The following is a 15,700-nucleotide window of genomic DNA, read 5'->3' on the forward strand; positions in this document are numbered from 1 at the left end:
AAAGCGCGCATGGAGGGCATGTAAAGCACGAAGCACAAAACAGCGCAGTGCCGGATCGCCAAATCAGCCGCGTGAAGCCGGGAACTCCAGCTGGACCCGATGGTACCATACAACTAGAATCAAGCTGCTATGCAGACGGATTTTTGGTGAAATATCTATTATCCTAATTATAAAAGTTGGTGACCGTATGATCTATCTCATTAAATTCGTATACAGCTTTGTCCTGCCGCCCGGGCTATTCGTCCTGCTGCTGCTGGGCATGGTGGTCTGGCTGTGGAAAAATAACCGCCGTCCCGCAATCGTGCTTCTGGCGGTCACGCTCCTGCTCTATCTGTCGATGACCTCTGCTGTCGCCGACACGCTGATCGGGAGCTTGGAGCGGAAGTACCCTCAGCCTGCTTCCGCTGAGGGGGATGTGATCGTAATCCTCGGCGGCGGGGCCACCTCCGGCACCCCGGATCTGGACGGGCAGGGCAATATGTCCGGTCCGGCAGCGAACCGGCTGCTGGCAGCTGCGCGGCTGTACCGCGAGACCGGCCTGCCGATTATTTTCTCCGGGGGACAGGTATTCGCCGACAGCGGCAATGAAGCGGATATCGCCCGGCGACAGCTCATCGGCCTCGGCATCCCCGCAGAGGATATCCTGCCGGAGAACCGCTCGCTCAATACAGAGCAGAATGCGGTCAACACCGCAAAGCTCATGCAGGAGCATGGCTTCAGCCGTCCCGTTCTGGTGACCTCGGGCTTCCATATGCCACGCAGCATGGTCCAGTTCGGGCATGCCGGACTTACGCCGCAGGCTTTTCCGGTAGATTTCCAGGCCAGCCGTCCTATGTCACTCTATGTAAGCAAATTCACTCCATCCGCCGGAGCCGTCTCCACAACCGGGCTGGCGCTGAAGGAGTATCTGGGGTTAATCGCTGCGAAGCTGCTGCCTTGACCCCTGCAGCTGGCTGCACGCGGCCGCACGCTCATCAAAGAAAGCGAGGTACCTTTAACCAATGAACCCGTACGATGAAGAGAAATTAACCGGCGGAAATGTAAATGAGATCATCCGAAAGGCAGACACCGTCCGCCGTCCTACAGGGAGCTGGAGCACAAGTATTCATGCACTGCTACAGCATTTGGAGCAGCAGAATTTCGCAGGAGCACCCAGATTCCTAGGCGTAGATGAAGCAGGGTGCGAGATTCTATCCTTTCTTCCCGGCGAGGTTCCGGGCAACGCTTATCCTGAGCTGGAGCCGTTCATGTGGTCTGAAGAGACCCTTACGGGCCTGGCGCGCCTGTTACGCAGCTATCATGATGCAACAGAGGGCTTCGTACCGATTAGTATACATACGGAGTGGCAGCTCCCCTATGCCGATTCTGCGGCACATGAAGTGATCTGCCATAATGACGCGGCGCTGTACAACGTGGTGTTTCAGCATGGTTCGCCTGTGGCGCTGATTGATTTCGACATGACCGGTCCAGGCCCGCGCCTATGGGACATTGCCTATACCCTCTACACCTCAGTTCCGCTCGCCGGTTTTGCTCCTGACTATCTGACAGGCTCCACGGTACCTTACCAGGCAGACCTCCATGCAGCAGACCGGCAGCGGCGGATTCAGCTGTTTTTTGAAGCCTATGGACTCCCTGTCCCGGAAGATCTGCACGACTGGTTGACCCGGCGGCTCACGGCTATGTGCGATACGCTGAAGAAGGAGGCTGAGGCGGGCAACCCGGCTTTTGTCCAAATGGTGGAAGAAGGCCACCTGGCCCACTACGAGCGCGAGCTGCAATTCATAGCTGACCATTACAGCGAATGGACTACTGCTTGAAGCAAAAGCCGGAACCCTACACACATAGGAGTTCCGGCTTTATTCGTTACAATTAATCTTTAATCAACTCTGCAAAAACTGCAGACACCTCTTCAGCCAGCAGCTTCGGCTCAAGCTCCATCTGAACGCCGATCCGGCCTGCGCTGACCGCGATTGTCTCAAGCTCCGCCGCACTGCTGTGAATGAACGTAGGGTAAAGCTTCTTCATCCCGACAGGGGAACAGCCCCCGCGGACATATCCCGTGTGCTTCAGCAGGTCCTTGAGCGGCAGCAGCTCAATCTTCTTCACTCCCGCGGCTCTGGCGGCTCTCTTCAGATCCAGCTCCTCAGCAACCGGGATCACATAGACATACGGCTGCGGTCCGCTGTGTGCGATCAGTGTCTTGAATACTACCTCAGGAGGCAGGCCAATCTTCTCAGCAACCGCTGTTCCGTGAATCAGCCCGTCCTCATTGTCGTAGCTATGAATGGTGTAGCTTATCTTCCTTGCATCCAGTATGCGCATGGCATTCGTTTTGTTCATCTGCCGCTCCCCCTAATCCCGGGGATAATTGATTTGCATAATGTCCATGAACGGCACCTTGATAATCTCTTCGTTATTTCTGACATGCACCCTGCCGGTACGCGAATCCATCTCTACAATCACCCCGCGCACCTCTTCTTCCTTCCCCCAGACCGTCAGCAGAATCTCGGAATCCTCCTGCTTCGCCTCTACCAGCTGGTTGCCCAGCTCCTCAAGCACGAATTCGTCGCGGGTGGGACGTTTTGCCACTTTTGCCTTCGCCACACTTTGCCTCCAGTAAGCCATTACAGAATATAGGATCATGCCCGGTGTAAATGCTCGTGTCTATTATACCATGAGAGGAAGCCTGATTTTACACAAATCACGATTATTATTCATGATTCAAAAGCGCTGCCCCCGCGATGCCGGGATGGGTCATTTCATACGGGTCCAGAATCAGGTTCAGCTCTTCCTCGCTAAGCACATTGTACTTCAGACACAAGGCCCGCACCGATTCTCCGGTCAGAATGGCTTCCCTGGCAATCCGCGAGACGACCTCATACCCCAGATGCGGGTTCACGGCGGTAATGATACCGACGCTTCTCTCCACCTCACGCGCAAGCTTCTCCTTGTTGGCTTCAATCCCTGCCAGACAATAGTCGGTGAACACCCGGAAGGAATTGTTCATGATGCTGATCGACTGAATCAGATTGAACACCATCACCGGCTCCATAACGTTCAGCTCCAGTTGACCGGCCTGAGCGGCGAGGCAGATCGTGTGATCATTGCCAATCACCTGAAAAGCCACCTGGTTAATCACCTCGGCCATCACCGGATTCACCTTACCGGGCATGATGGACGATCCCGGCTGGCGGGCCGGCAGCGTAATTTCATTGAAGCCGGAGCGCGGGCCCGAGGCCATCAGGCGCAGATCGTTGGCGATTTTGGACATATTCATCATGCAGACCTTCAGCGAGGCCGAGACTTCGGTATAGGCATCCGTATTCTGCGTAGCATCCACCAGATGCTCGGCGCTGACCAGCGGCAGACCGCTGATCTCAGCCAACAGCTCAACGACCCGTTTGATGTACCGGGGATCGGCGTTCAGTCCGGTACCCACAGCGGTAGCTCCCATATTCACCTCATAGAGATGGCCGCGCGTATGCTCGATCCGCTGAATATCACGCTCCAGCACCCGGCTGTACGCCTCGAATTCCTGTCCCAGACGGATTGGCACCGCATCCTGCAGGTGGGTCCGCCCCATTTTAATGACGGAATCGAATTCAACAGCCTTCTGCAAAAACACACCGTGCATCGTCCGCATCGTGATCAGCAGCTGCTCCAACAGCGATAGCGTGGCAATATGAATCGCCGTCGGAAAAGCATCGTTCGTCGATTGCGCCATATTCACATGAGTGTTCGGACTGAGCTGCAGGTAATCCCCCTTGGCCTTGCCCAGCAGCTCCAGCGCACGGTTCGCAATCACTTCATTGGCATTCATATTCAGCGAGGTGCCCGCGCCGCCTTGAATCGGATCAACGATGAACTGCTCATCCCAGTTCCCCGCAATCACCTCGTCTGCTGCTTGGACAATCACCGCACCCAGGCCCTTATAGAGGCGGCCGATTTCCATGTTGGCGAGCGCAGCGGATTTTTTGACAATCCCCATCGCCTTGATTAATTCATGATGCACACGGTAGCCTGTAATCGGGAAATTCTCCACCGCCCGGAGGGTCTGTATCCCGTAATAGGCCTGATGCTCCACCTGCTTGCTGCCCAAAAAATCCTTCTCCAGCCGATATTCCGTCTCTGTCATCCTGCTCTCCCCCATGTCTTCAGTAGTAGATCCTCTGCTGCAAATTAGTCAACTTATTCTTTCCTTGCAGCGCCAAAGATATTACCTTCATTGCTGCGCCATGCTTAAGGCCTATGCGGGTAGCGCAAAGAACCCGGCAGCCATTGCTGACCCCCGGGCTCTATGTCATTGTAGCTTAAAATTTAAGATAGTTCCAATCCGAAAAAATCCTACTGTCCCCAGGGAGCGAAGTGTCCCGTTTAGACCATATAATGTTCAAATGATACCGGTTTGCCGTTAATCTGCGACTGTATTCCTGTATGCTTATTGTCTATGCTGAGCTGCAGGCGCTCATTCCCGATCCAGGCCGTATACGCTGCCGAGAGGATCTCTCCTTCCGTAAATTCCGGTGCCCGCTGTATAGCGGCTGCGGCAAATTCCTCAAGACTGTGTATCCCCAGCTCCGCCGCCTGATCTGTGCTTAGCGCTTCAACCACGACGGCTCCGGGCATGTTCTTGGACGTTACCTCCAGATAGGATGGCCGCTCCAGCAGTTCATATTCCTGTGATAGATAGACGGCAAAATATACATTGCCCGCATAGCCAAGCAGCGCCTTGGGCTGCCTGATCCATTCGCCTAACGGAAGCACCCCGACGATGGCCTTATCCTCTCCTTCGGGCACCGGGAACAGCGACAGGATCGTGTTCTGATGATACAGCACCTCCATATAAGGACTCTGGTGCCGGGGATCTCCCGGCTGATAGCCTTGACCCGGATGGAAAAAATAAAGCCGGTTCACGCCCGCCGCCGCCGGAATCGGGAGCGAGAAGGCCCAGCGCAGCTGCTCATTGTCGAATTCCTCCACCCGCTCCCACATCCCGCCTGCCGCGTAATCCTTACAGATATAAGCGTAAGAATGCAGCGCCGGCTGGCGCTCCGGGGAACCGGCAACCACCTTCTCGGTCTTCTTGCAGACCTCTACCGGTAAATGGCGGTTCAGGGCAGCGGAACGCGTCTCTTCCGGCGCTTCATAATAGAGGAACCCTGCATATTCGGTGCGCGGCATCTCCTCCGGCAGCGCGAAATCGCCGAACTGGACATAATCATGCAGCAGATTGCCGTCTGCCGGAACATCATGCGGCCAGCCCCGGGAATGCGCGCCCGCCCAGGCCCCTTGAAGGTACCACTGGCTCCGCTCGGTCCACAGGAAGTCCAGCATCTCGCCTAGCCGGTCTTTCACACCGCTGTCCTCTTCCAGCTCCCAGGCGCAGGTGAACGCCTGCACCCAGTGCCAGAACCACGGCAGGCTGCCATACTCCGGCATTCCCTTTGCGCGGATATGCTCCAGCGTCAGCTCCAGACTGTGCCGCCCGTCCTCCCTCAGCAGATCATCCTCGAACAGCCTGCCGAAGATCAGCTTGGCAGCCGTATATTTGGCTTCATGATGGCCGAAGGTCGCTACCTGCTTACGGAAGAAGGCGCTGCGGTAGATATGGCCGAGTGCCGTATGGAACGCCACACGCAGGCCCGCACTGAAGCGGCCGGAAAATTGCCGGTTGAACCAGACCATCAGGCTGCCCATAATCTCCACCGGAAGCTCATGCGGTGCCGCCTCTTCCGGAGTGGGATGCAGCCCCAGCGGCCAATGTCCATACAGGGGGGTCCCCGGCATCCGGTTCTGGAGCTTCACTGTTTCTAATAGGACAGACTCGGCCTTGCGCTTGGCATCCTCCCGGCTGAACGGAAGCTCCAGTGTATCATCCACCGCAGCGGCAAACAGATAAGACGCATAATAGAAATTGTTCCGCACATCATCATGGAACCAGAGTCCGCTGTACAGCAGCGGGCGGCGCTCCGCCTCCACCGCGATCGCGGATATAATCTGCCGCTGACGTATTTTAGAAGTCGTCTGTTGCTGAGGCATATCTGCCATCTCGTTCACCCTCCGTAGGTATGAATTTCATATTTTTAATCCTGAATAAATCCCATGTACTCCAGCTCTATTGTGCACGCTTTCAGTTCAGATGGCAATCTTATCGCTGAACAAATAAACTAAAATAAACGTACTAAAAAAGATTATGCTTGATAAATGAACGTAAATGGATTAAGTTGTACCTATACGAACGAAAATATGTTTTCTAAGGAGACTGAATATTCGATGGAAAGACGTTTTGCATCACATCCGAATGAAGTGAAGCAGTTTGACACTGAGCGCCTGCGCAAGGAGTTCCATATCCCGGTTATCTTTGCACCAGACGAGCTGAAGCTTGTCCTGACCCATGAAGACCGCATGATCGTTGGCGGAGCGAATCCGGTAAACGGCGAGGTGGCTCTGACTACGGACCTCAAGGAGCTTGGCGTAACTTACTTCCTGGAACGCCGCGAGCTGGGAATCATCAATGTCGGCGGCCCGGGTTCGGTTGTTGTAGACGGTACTGAATATGAGGTTGATTTCAAGGAATGCCTGTATGTGGGCCAAGGCTCGAAGGATGTTATTTTCAAGAGTGCGGACAGCGCTAAGCCGGCAAAATTCTATCTGAATTCCGCTCCGGCACACCAGTCTTACCCGACTACGAAGACTACGCTGGCTGAATCCGAATCTGGAGCCATGGGCGGTCTGGAGAATTCCAACGAACGGACGATTCACCGCTTCATCCACACGAACGGCGTGCAGAGCGCACAGCTTGTAATGGGGATGACTCAGCTGAAGCCGGGCAGCATGTGGAACACCATGCCATCCCACACCCATCCGCGCCGGATGGAAGCCTACTTCTATTTCGATCTGCCGGACGATTCCATCGTCTTCCACCTGATGGGCGAGCCGACCGAGACCCGCCACATCGTAATGCACAATGAACAGGCTATCATCTCGCCAAGCTGGTCCATTCACAGCGGTGTCGGTACGCATAACTATACCTTCATCTGGAGCATGGCCGGAGACAACAAGCGGTATGATGATATGGACCCCGTAGGGATGAAAGAATTACAATAGTAGCAAATCAACTACGGAAAGATGAGGCAGGCGGATGAACCCGATACGGCGGCACGAGATGATTATGGAAGTTATGCTGAACCAGAAGGATGTAACGGTGAACGAATTGAGCGATAAGCTCCAGGTCACCGGCAAAACGATCCGCGAGGACTTAAGCAAGCTGGAGGAGCAGGGACTGATTATGCGCGTCCACGGCGGTGCCGTGCTGGCACAGAGCGATCAGTTCGGCATTCTGCCCCTGCGCAATCCGCTGGATAAATACGCCGAGGAGAAGACGGAGATTGCCCGGCGTGCGCTGGCGCATATCGTTCCGGATGACATCATTGCCCTGGACGGCGGAAGCACAACGCTTGAGATTGCCCGGCGGCTTACGAATATACCTCTTACGGTCATTACCAATGATGTCTACATCATCAGTGAGCTGGTCCAGAGAGATAACATCCGTCTGGTCGTACCCGGCGGCTACCGTGTCCGCAATATGCTGGCCGGTCCCGAAGCCGTGTCCTATGTACAGAAGCTTAATATTCAAAAAGCCTTTCTCTCGGCCACAGCCGTTCATATTGAACACGGCCTGTCCATCTATACCGGCGATCTTATAGATTTCAAACAGGCGTTAGTCTCCACGGCCCGTCAGGTGTTCGCCGCTTGCGATCATCACAAGTTCGGACAGACCGCGCTGCGCACCTTCGCCTCCCTGCAGGAGGTCGATGTGCTGCTGACAGACAGCGGGCTTGCCCCGGAGACCGCCGAGCTGTTCCACAAGGCCGGTGTCAACATTGAATGCGGCTAATTTCACAATTCAAATCGCTCAAAGGAGAGAATAATCATATGTCATCTTTATTCAGCTTGGCAGGTAAGACAGCAATCGTAACAGGCGCAGCGCAAGGTCTTGGACAAGGCATTGCCATCGCCTTCGCAGAAGCCGGTGCAGACGTAGTCTCCGTATCACTTAATTCCAGTGACGAGACTGTAGCAGCCTGTGAAGCTTTTGGCGTCAAAGCACTGAGTATCGCCACAGACCTCAGCGACCATTCCAAGCTTCAAGGCATGTTCGACGAAGCCGTTGCCTTCACCGGCAAAGTGGATATCCTCGTCAACTGTGCAGGCATGATCCGCCGTACTCCGGCCAAGGACCACAGTGAGAAAGACTGGTTCGATGTCATTAACCTCAACCAGAACACAGTCTTCCTGTTGTCGCAGATTGCCGGACGTCACTTCTTGGAACGGGGGAGCGGTAAAATCATCAACATCGCCTCCATGCTCTCCTATCAGGGCGGCATCAACGTGCCGGGCTACACCGCAAGCAAGCATGCCGTAGCCGGTCTGACCAAAGCCTTCGCCAATGAATGGGCAGGCTCGGGCCTTAACATCAACGCGATTGCTCCGGGCTACATGGCTACCGAGAACACCGCTCCGATCCGTGCGGACCAGAGCCGCTCCGACTCCATCCTTGAGCGTATTCCAGCCGGACGCTGGGGAACTGCCGATGATGTGAAGGGCCCTGCCGTATTCCTGGCCTCCGCAGCATCCGACTACCTGAACGGCCACATTCTGAATGTGGATGGCGGCTGGTTGGCTAGATAAGGAACCCATACAACGAACCCCCGGTTGCTTCTTATGAAGCATGGCCGGGGGTTTTGTATGTTCCTTATAGTCTGCTCATGAGCTGAGGACGGGTTATGTTGTCCGAAATTCTTTTTAGACAGATCAGATTGCCAATTACAAGAACCGCCAGATAGATCAAGGACCCCATTAGCATGTTCGGAGCCAAGTAGATGATCGCTAATACCGGGAACACAAACAGAACCGACAGCAGGCTTGTCACATATAAGCTCTGACGCGGAGTTCTGAGCCGCAAAGCAAGAATAGCTGCTATGAACATCATGGCGATGGATGAGAGCAGACTAACGGGGAACAGCAGGATAAGCTGCGCAGCCGTATAGCCTTGGATAGAGACAAGCTCAGGACTGATCAGTGCTGCAATAGTTACACCCGCCAGCGTCAGCACAGATGAGAGGATCAGCATGACCGCCGATACAAGCATTGGAATCATACATTTGGCCAGAAAGACCGGCCGGATCTGCAGAGGTGTAGACAATAAGGCTTCCCCTGTCTTATATACTTTCTCCCCGCCTACGGAGTACGCTATTAAGTTGGTCGGCACTCTCGGTATCAATAGCACGGTTAGCAGGACGGCATAACTCAGGTCAAGTGTTCCCGTAAAATACAGCAGCAGACACACCATAGCAACCGGCGAGAAGCACAGAAATCCAAAGCTCAGGAGCATCCTTTTTAAGGTCATTAGCACCTTCCATTCCAATCTTAAAACCATGCCAAACTGAGATCTCGGCAGAGCTAATGATATACGCCGCTGATGCGCTCTCTCCGGCTTTTTGAGGGTTATAGGCTGGAAGAAATCCGGCTGCTTCATCCTCCAGATCTTCGCTGCGAACCTCGAAATAACCCAAAGGTAAATCAATGCACAGATACAGCTTATAATCAGCGCCGATAACAAGTCCACGGTTCCTATAACCGATAGACAAATGACAAACAGAAAGCTCAGAGGATAAGCCATTAGCGACACCCGCTGGTTGGCAGCCCGCAAATCCCCTGATGTAGAGGAAGCATACACCCCGCCCATGCATATTGCACTATAATTCAATGCAGCCACTACCATGATGCACATCCATTGCCAAGGAATCAACGCTGCTCCGCCGCCGGCAAGATAGCTCGTGAACCCAGAGCAGAGGACGGTTATAGTGAAGTAGCCCAGACCAAATAAGAAGCAGAATTCAAACTTCCTCCAGAGTATGCTTTTTCCATGGATGGGACTCGATAGGAGTGTCTCCAAAGTGCGGTGCTCCCGTTCTCCTGCGATGCTGTCAGATAACATGGGTCTCAGTAAGATTGCCGTAAGTAGTGCTGCGGTGGTTAAGGAGACTTCTACCCCGTGTATGAATAGTGGAACGATTATACCGGTAATGCCGATAGATAGTCCATAAAAGAAGAGCATCCCTTTGTCACTTGTAAACTCAGCGCACTGCATTCGAACAACGGGATAGGATCTGTTCATCGGCCTCCCCCTTGCTCCATATCCATATACAGCTTTTCAAGACTGAATTGCCCGTTCTCCAGGTAATGTTTGCTGTCTTGGAGCACTGAGATGGAATCGGTAAAAATATTTCGCCCGTGCCGCAGAATCGTGACTCGATCGCATAGCTTCTGGACCTCTTCCAGGTGATGCGTGGTCATAATGACGGTGGTCCCCTCCTCCTTCGCCAGCCGCGATAACATCTTCCTTAGATCGGTTGTGCTGACAGGATCAAGGCCATTCGTAGGCTCATCCAGGATCAGAAGGCGCGGTCTATGAAGCATGGCCCGGATCAAGGCAACCTTTTTTCTCATGCCGGTAGACAAGCCCTTAACAATCGTTCGTTTCTTGTCATGCAGTGCAAATGTCCGCAGCAGCTCGTCAATACGGCTACTCGATTCAACACGGCTCATACCATAAATGTCAGCGTAATACATCAGGTTATCCCAGACGTTCAAAGACTCATACAGCCCAACATCTTCGGATAAAACGCCGCATAGCCCGCGCACGCTATCCCCCTCCTGTATAGGATTCCGCCCAAAAACAATGACCTCTCCCCCGTCCGGCTCCAGCAGACCAAGCAGTAAGCGAAGCGTTGTTGTCTTTCCCGCCCCATTATGCCCAAGCAATGCGTAGACCTCGCCCTCCTCAATACTCAGATCCAGACCGTTTACAGCAGCCACATCGCCAAAGGACTTTCTGACCCCTTCGAACCGTATATTCTCCATGCTCCCCGCCCCATCCTTTAGATCGTCTTATGTATAGCTTACTGCACATTTTTTGTATAGTCAACTGCACATAAATTGTGTAGTGAACTTGACTAAGACCGTATCCGTGCAACATAATAACAGAGTTGAGGTGCAGAAGTATTGCTTCAGGGGAGGTGGCAGGTTAGTGAAGACAAGAATACGCGAACTGCGAAAAGAGCGGCGGATTTCCCAAGAGGAATTGGCTAAGGCACTGCGTGTCACACGCCACACCATCACTTCAATTGAGAACGAAAAATATATCGCCTCCCTCCCGCTTGCCTATAAAATTTCAAAATTTTTCGATTTGCCGATCGAGGATATTTTTGATTTTTCAGATGTGGAGGATATCGACTATGAAGTCTTTTGAAAAGGAGCTGCGGCGGCGAATCGTTATCAATTCATTCTACGCGGCAGGTATGGGGATAACCGTTATTGTGGCGTTTATACTCAAAGCGTTCGTATGGGGCAGGCTCGACACGCTGGACAGCTGGGATATAGGGATTCTCGCCGGTTTATTGTTCGGTTCGTGGATTACTGCCGCTCTCCGTATTGCCCGGCTCCGTAAGGTTCTCAAAGACCCTGAATTATTAGAAGCGTTACATATTGCCGCACAAGATGAACGAAACCGGATGATCGCCTTAAAAACTGGTAGGGCTGCGATACGTCTTTTCCTTCTTTTATTGTCACTTTCTGCTGTCGTCGCCTCTTTGATTAACCAAACCGTGTTCTTAACAATTGCTGTGACTTTGGTTACCCTTCTGTTGTTGTACCTTCTGTTATCAGCATACTACTCCCGGAAAATTTAACTTACTGGGGAAATGGAGGCAAATTGCATGAACGAGGAATTATTAGCTACGTTTGATGAGCAAGGAAACCGGACGGGGACGGCTCCCCGGGACGAGGTTCACCGCCAAGGCCTCTGGCACGAGACCTTCCACTGCTGGTTTGTCCGTAAGGACGAAGGCGGGCTGAGGATCTGCCTCCAGCTGCGCAGTCAGCAGAAGCGAGATTATGCCGGGCTGCTCGATATCACCGCTGCCGGACATCTGATGGCTGACGAGACCGTTATGGACGGTATCCGCGAGGTGCAGGAGGAGCTGGGGCTTGAAATTGCTTTTGACGAGTTGCAGCCGCTGGGGGTCATCCCCTACCAGATGGACTCCGCCGGATTCATGGACCGTGAACGGGCGCATGTATATGTCTATGAGAACCGCTATGCACTAAGTGAATTCACCCCGCAGCTGGAAGAAGTGGCTGGAATCGTAGAGGCCCGCTTCGCTGACTTCCGCAGCTTCATCTCGGGAGCAGACAGCAAGCTTCATGTGCAGGGCTTCCAGGTCACCGGGAACGGTGAACGAACGGACATCGACGAGCTGGTGGACTTCACGCACTTTGTCCCGCATGAGCGTGAATACTTCAGGCGGGTAATTGAGGGGATTGAGCGGTTGTACGGTCCAGCCACAACCTAAAGCATACTCAAAAGGCAGAACCCGTCGATGAGGTTCTGCCTTCTTTTGTAACTCACTCTATCTGTGCTGATACTTCTAACTATATTACGCGATTTAGCTGCTTCACTTATGCTTTGGCCGCTGCGCGCTTCAGAATTGCCAGTCCATTCACTGCCAGCTTCAGCTCGGCCGGAGCCGCTGCGCCGGATTCTACATCAGTATAGGCTTGTCCGTCCAGCGTCACTACTTGCTCGGAGCCGCTGAAATTCTGTACGAATACATACTCATACTCACCATCGGAACGCAGCTGGGCGGTTACTCCGGTCGGAAGCTCACTGTTCAGCGTGCGGCTGATCCGCTCTTTTCCGGTAATTGCGGCGTACAGATCCACATAGAACTGCGCGTCCTTCACACGTGTTGCCAGATGATAAGCCTTACCCGCTCCCAGCTTATTCACAGTGAGTGCAGGACGTCCGGCGTAGAAGTCGCTGCGGTAATGGCCCAGCGCCTCCGCGCCTTCCAGATGAATCAGCTCGGCGATCTCATGCGCATCGTATTCCCCGCTCAGCTTCAAGCTGTTGCCTGGGTCCATTACTAAACCGTTCAGATCGCGGCTATGCAGTCCTTCTGTCTCTTCGGCCCAAATGCCCAGCGTTCTGCGCAGCGGTCCAGGGAAGCCGCCCAGGTGACACAGATCGGTCTCGCCGACCACTCCCGACCAATAGGTGGCCAGGAAGGTTCCGCCTTGCTCAACGTATTTCTCAATCCGCTTCCCGTTCTCTTCGCTGATCAGGTACAGCATCGGAGCAATCACCAGCTTATAGCCGGACAGATCATCGCCTGAGCCTACCACATCCACCGGAATTCCCAGCTCCCACAGACCCCGGTAATGCTGAAGCACAGTCTCTTCATATTTCAGGCCGGAATTGCGGATACCTTGGGCATCCTTCACCGCCCAGCGGTTATCCCAGTCGAACAGAATGGCAGTCTCAGCAGGAGTTGTTGTACCTACAACATCCTCCAGTCCCGCCAGGGTACGGCCTACCTCAGCTACATCCCTGAAGACACGGGTCTCCGTGTGTCCGCTATGGTCGATCACCGCGCCGTGGAATTTCTCGCTGGAGCCGCGGCTTTTACGCCACTGGAAGTACTGTACAGAATCTGAACCATGCGCAACTGCCTGGAGTGAGGACAGCTTGTGCATCCCCGGACGCTTCAGCTTGCTGACAATCTGCCAGTTCGTGAGGGAAGGTGTGCTTTCCATGAGCAGGAACGGCTTCTTTTTGAAGCTGCGGTACATGTCATGGTGCATCGCTGTCCAAGCGGCCAGACGGGCGTCATCATCGTCCTCGGTATATCCCCAGTCCGGGTAAGCATCCCATGATACCACATCAAGAATCTTCGCCATGTTACGGTAGTCTACGCCGTCAATCATATGCATGTTGGTGGTCACCGGCAGGTCAGGGTTAAAGCCCCGCACCGCGTCAATCTCATGCTGGCAGAAGTTAATCGTCTGATCGCTTACGAACCGGCGCCAGTCCAAGTTAAGCCCGTGAACCTGCATTTCACCATGCGGAGCAGGGGACTCGATCTGTTCCCAAGAAGTATACGTATGGCTCCAGAAGGTAGCCCACCAAGCGTGGTTCACCTCATCCAGATCATTATTGTACTTCGCCTTGAGCCAGTCTCTGAAGGCATCCTGACAGTAATTACAATGGCATTCGCCGCCGAATTCATTAGAGATATGCCAGCCGATCACTGCCGGGTGATGCGCATAACGCTCAGCAAGCTTGGAGTTGATCAGCGCTGTTTTTTCACGGTAGACCGGAGAAGTGAAGCAGTGATTATGACGGACGCCGTGCAGGTTGCGCACCCGGTTCCGTTCCACCCGCAGCACCTCAGGATACTTCTCGGACATCCATGCCGGACGCGCACCGCTCGGAGTAGCCAGGAACGCATAAATACCATTCGCCGCAAAACGGTCCAGCAGCTGGTCCATCCACTCAAAGTTAAATACCCCTTCTTCGCGCTCCAGGGAGACCCAGGAGAAAATCCCGACAGACATGACATTACAGCCTGCCAGCTTCATCATGCGGATATCTTCTTCCAGCACCCCCGGATATTTCAGCCATTGCTCGGGACTATAGTCGGCGCCATGAAGCATTACAGGAGCCTTGCTGCTGATTGCAGGAACTTTGCTGCTCATATGATTTCATCCTCTCGTTTAGGTGTGATAGTAGATGTCAGGATGGGACTTTTCACTGATACAATTTCTTCTGTGGCTCTGTCCCTCTTGCTTATAACGATTTACACTATTTATAATAAAGGATAATCTGTGATCAATGGTAGGATAATAATAGCGTTTGCATAGCACAAAATGAATATGAGGTGTTCGTATGCTCCCCTTCTCTCTGATTGAAATGCCGCGTGACCTGAATGCTTTCCCTCTCTATCCGTACTCTGTCGGCCGTCATATCCAGTATCACCATGTGCGTCCTGCCGGATTCCCGGTGTATCAGATTTTCCTGATCCGCAGCGGCAGCGGGCGGTTCCGTGACCTGGAGGACGGCACCGAAACAGTGCTGCAGCCTGGGATGGCCTATGCATTTCCGCCTGACCGCGGGCATGAATATTATCCGTTATCCCACGAGCCGTGGCATGTCGGCTTCATCGGGTTCCACGGCAGCCAGTCTGCCTCTGTTCTGGAGGGTCTCGGCCTGCTGCCTTCGGCCCCGTTCCGCCCCGAGCGGTTCGAGGAATGCTGGGAGATGCTCGGCGGGATCTGGCACACGGTGAACGGGAACAGCTCGGCGCGTCAGGAGGAGCAGTCGATGCAGGACTTGTCGGTGACGCTGTACCGGCTGCTGCTGATGCTGCGCAAAAGTGATGTCTCCCCAGGTCCAGCGACCCGGCTGGAGAACGAAAACGTCCGCAACGATGCACTTAACAAAGCAGTCAGCCTGATCAACGAGCATTTCACCGAGCCGCTGCTGATCACCAATCTGGCGGCGGCTGTCGGTTATTCCGTCCAGCATTTCCAGCGCCTGTTCCTTCAGGAATACGGCGTCACTCCGCATAAATATCTGCAGAACCTGCGGCTGCAGCGCGCCATGCAGATGCTGACCGAGGACCCGGAGCGCCCCGTGCAGGACATCGCCCTCAACCTTGGTATGGAGACCAATTACTTCATCCGGGTCTTCCGCAAGGCCCATGGAGTAACTCCCGGAGTAATGCGCAGCCGGCTGCATCCGGGCAAGGATCATACCTGATCTGCGCCGGGCTAAAAAATAGCTGCGGCACACTTC

The 15,700-nt window shown here is 53.9% G+C and carries 17 protein-coding genes; 9 read left to right on the forward strand and 8 right to left on the reverse strand.

Annotated elements, in window-relative coordinates:
- Positions 1–187: 187 nt before the first annotated feature.
- Positions 188–940: a YdcF family protein gene (locus MKY86_RS16830; protein ID WP_076078736.1), complete on the forward strand. Its 753-nt coding sequence runs from the start codon at positions 188–190 to the stop codon at positions 938–940.
- Positions 941–1,001: 61 nt separating this feature from the next.
- Complete coding sequence (locus MKY86_RS16835) at positions 1,002–1,817, forward strand: phosphotransferase (RefSeq protein ID WP_076078734.1); 816 nt, start codon at positions 1,002–1,004, stop codon at positions 1,815–1,817.
- A gap of 52 nt (positions 1,818–1,869) precedes the next feature.
- Here the strand turns inward: MKY86_RS16835 and ybaK are convergent, their stop codons facing one another.
- The 4 genes from ybaK to MKY86_RS16855 form a co-directional block, all read right to left on the reverse strand.
- Positions 1,870–2,340 carry a Cys-tRNA(Pro) deacylase gene (ybaK, locus tag MKY86_RS16840; RefSeq protein WP_076078733.1) on the reverse strand — a complete coding sequence of 157 codons (471 nt, stop codon included), beginning with the start codon at positions 2,338–2,340 and terminating at the stop codon, positions 1,870–1,872.
- A 12-nt stretch (positions 2,341–2,352) separates the two neighbouring features.
- Entirely contained in the window at positions 2,353–2,625 is a 273-nt protein-coding gene (locus MKY86_RS16845) for a YolD-like family protein (protein ID WP_268748447.1), read from the reverse strand.
- An 85-nt stretch (positions 2,626–2,710) separates the two neighbouring features.
- A complete protein-coding gene (gene aspA / locus MKY86_RS16850; protein ID WP_076078731.1) occupies positions 2,711–4,135 on the reverse strand; it encodes an aspartate ammonia-lyase in 1,425 nt (474 codons plus the stop codon).
- A 239-nt stretch (positions 4,136–4,374) separates the two neighbouring features.
- Complete coding sequence (locus MKY86_RS16855; RefSeq protein WP_076078730.1) at positions 4,375–6,048, reverse strand: hypothetical protein; 1,674 nt, start codon at positions 6,046–6,048, stop codon at positions 4,375–4,377.
- A gap of 225 nt (positions 6,049–6,273) precedes the next feature.
- Here MKY86_RS16855 and kduI point away from each other — a divergent pair, with 225 nt between their 5' ends.
- From kduI to kduD, 3 genes are read left to right on the forward strand one after another with little or no spacing between them, the layout of a single operon-like run.
- Positions 6,274–7,107 carry a 5-dehydro-4-deoxy-D-glucuronate isomerase gene (gene kduI, locus MKY86_RS16860; protein ID WP_076078728.1) on the forward strand — a complete coding sequence of 278 codons (834 nt, stop codon included), beginning with the start codon at positions 6,274–6,276 and terminating at the stop codon, positions 7,105–7,107.
- A gap of 34 nt (positions 7,108–7,141) precedes the next feature.
- Positions 7,142–7,897 carry a DeoR/GlpR family DNA-binding transcription regulator gene (locus tag MKY86_RS16865; RefSeq protein WP_076078727.1) on the forward strand — a complete coding sequence of 252 codons (756 nt, stop codon included), beginning with the start codon at positions 7,142–7,144 and terminating at the stop codon, positions 7,895–7,897.
- 38 nt (positions 7,898–7,935) lie between these two features.
- Positions 7,936–8,691, forward strand: a complete 756-nt coding sequence (gene kduD / locus MKY86_RS16870; protein ID WP_036724808.1) for a 2-dehydro-3-deoxy-D-gluconate 5-dehydrogenase KduD — start codon at positions 7,936–7,938, stop codon at positions 8,689–8,691.
- 64 nt (positions 8,692–8,755) lie between these two features.
- Here kduD and MKY86_RS16875 read toward each other — a convergent pair whose 3' ends face one another.
- The 3 genes from MKY86_RS16875 to MKY86_RS16885 form a co-directional block, all read right to left on the reverse strand.
- Entirely contained in the window at positions 8,756–9,205 is a 450-nt protein-coding gene (locus MKY86_RS16875; RefSeq protein ID WP_340827255.1) for a hypothetical protein, read from the reverse strand.
- Between the two features lie 109 nt (positions 9,206–9,314).
- A complete protein-coding gene (locus tag MKY86_RS16880; protein WP_340827256.1) occupies positions 9,315–9,650 on the reverse strand; it encodes a hypothetical protein in 336 nt (111 codons plus the stop codon).
- A gap of 526 nt (positions 9,651–10,176) precedes the next feature.
- Positions 10,177–10,926, reverse strand: coding sequence for an ABC transporter ATP-binding protein (locus MKY86_RS16885; RefSeq protein WP_076078723.1), 750 nt, complete (start codon positions 10,924–10,926; stop codon positions 10,177–10,179).
- A gap of 166 nt (positions 10,927–11,092) precedes the next feature.
- Between MKY86_RS16885 and MKY86_RS16890 the strand changes: the two genes are divergently transcribed.
- From MKY86_RS16890 to MKY86_RS16900, 3 genes are read left to right on the forward strand one after another with little or no spacing between them, the layout of a single operon-like run.
- Positions 11,093–11,314 carry a helix-turn-helix transcriptional regulator gene (locus MKY86_RS16890; RefSeq protein ID WP_076078722.1) on the forward strand — a complete coding sequence of 74 codons (222 nt, stop codon included), beginning with the start codon at positions 11,093–11,095 and terminating at the stop codon, positions 11,312–11,314.
- Entirely contained in the window at positions 11,301–11,753 is a 453-nt protein-coding gene (locus MKY86_RS16895; RefSeq protein WP_076078720.1) for a hypothetical protein, read from the forward strand. The genes MKY86_RS16890 and MKY86_RS16895 overlap by 14 nt, the downstream gene beginning before the upstream one ends.
- A 27-nt stretch (positions 11,754–11,780) precedes the next feature.
- The gene (locus tag MKY86_RS16900; protein WP_076078719.1) at positions 11,781–12,416 is read left to right on the forward strand and encodes an NUDIX hydrolase; all 636 of its coding nucleotides are present in this window, start codon (positions 11,781–11,783) and stop codon (positions 12,414–12,416) included.
- A gap of 106 nt (positions 12,417–12,522) precedes the next feature.
- On the opposite strand, the gene MKY86_RS16905 is transcribed toward MKY86_RS16900, so the two are convergent.
- A complete protein-coding gene (locus tag MKY86_RS16905) occupies positions 12,523–14,601 on the reverse strand; it encodes a beta-galactosidase (protein ID WP_076078717.1) in 2,079 nt (692 codons plus the stop codon).
- 190 nt (positions 14,602–14,791) lie between these two features.
- Between MKY86_RS16905 and MKY86_RS16910 the strand changes: the two genes are divergently transcribed.
- Positions 14,792–15,664: a helix-turn-helix domain-containing protein gene (locus MKY86_RS16910; RefSeq protein WP_076078715.1), complete on the forward strand. Its 873-nt coding sequence runs from the start codon at positions 14,792–14,794 to the stop codon at positions 15,662–15,664.
- The last annotated feature ends 36 nt before the right edge of the window (positions 15,665–15,700 follow it).

Source organism: Paenibacillus sp. FSL R7-0333, assembly GCF_038000365.1.
GTDB classification, from domain to species: Bacteria; Bacillota; Bacilli; order Paenibacillales; family Paenibacillaceae; genus Paenibacillus_AQ; species Paenibacillus_AQ silagei.

Coding starts and splice junctions, on each gene's coding strand:
- MKY86_RS16865 (WP_076078727.1), top strand. CDS start 7,142: ATGAACCCGATACGGCGGCACGAGATGATTATGGAAGTTATGCTGAAC.
- ybaK (WP_076078733.1), bottom strand. CDS start 2,340: ATGAACAAAACGAATGCCATGCGCATACTGGATGCAAGGAAGATAAGC.
- MKY86_RS16855 (WP_076078730.1), bottom strand. CDS start 6,048: ATGGCAGATATGCCTCAGCAACAGACGACTTCTAAAATACGTCAGCGG.
- MKY86_RS16900 (WP_076078719.1), top strand. CDS start 11,781: ATGAACGAGGAATTATTAGCTACGTTTGATGAGCAAGGAAACCGGACG.
- MKY86_RS16885 (WP_076078723.1), bottom strand. CDS start 10,926: ATGGAGAATATACGGTTCGAAGGGGTCAGAAAGTCCTTTGGCGATGTG.
- kduI (WP_076078728.1), top strand. CDS start 6,274: ATGGAAAGACGTTTTGCATCACATCCGAATGAAGTGAAGCAGTTTGAC.
- MKY86_RS16895 (WP_076078720.1), top strand. CDS start 11,301: ATGAAGTCTTTTGAAAAGGAGCTGCGGCGGCGAATCGTTATCAATTCA.
- MKY86_RS16910 (WP_076078715.1), top strand. CDS start 14,792: ATGCTCCCCTTCTCTCTGATTGAAATGCCGCGTGACCTGAATGCTTTC.
- MKY86_RS16905 (WP_076078717.1), bottom strand. CDS start 14,601: ATGAGCAGCAAAGTTCCTGCAATCAGCAGCAAGGCTCCTGTAATGCTT.
- aspA (WP_076078731.1), bottom strand. CDS start 4,135: ATGACAGAGACGGAATATCGGCTGGAGAAGGATTTTTTGGGCAGCAAG.
- kduD (WP_036724808.1), top strand. CDS start 7,936: ATGTCATCTTTATTCAGCTTGGCAGGTAAGACAGCAATCGTAACAGGC.
- MKY86_RS16830 (WP_076078736.1), top strand. CDS start 188: ATGATCTATCTCATTAAATTCGTATACAGCTTTGTCCTGCCGCCCGGG.
- MKY86_RS16845 (WP_268748447.1), bottom strand. CDS start 2,625: ATGGCTTACTGGAGGCAAAGTGTGGCGAAGGCAAAAGTGGCAAAACGT.
- MKY86_RS16835 (WP_076078734.1), top strand. CDS start 1,002: ATGAACCCGTACGATGAAGAGAAATTAACCGGCGGAAATGTAAATGAG.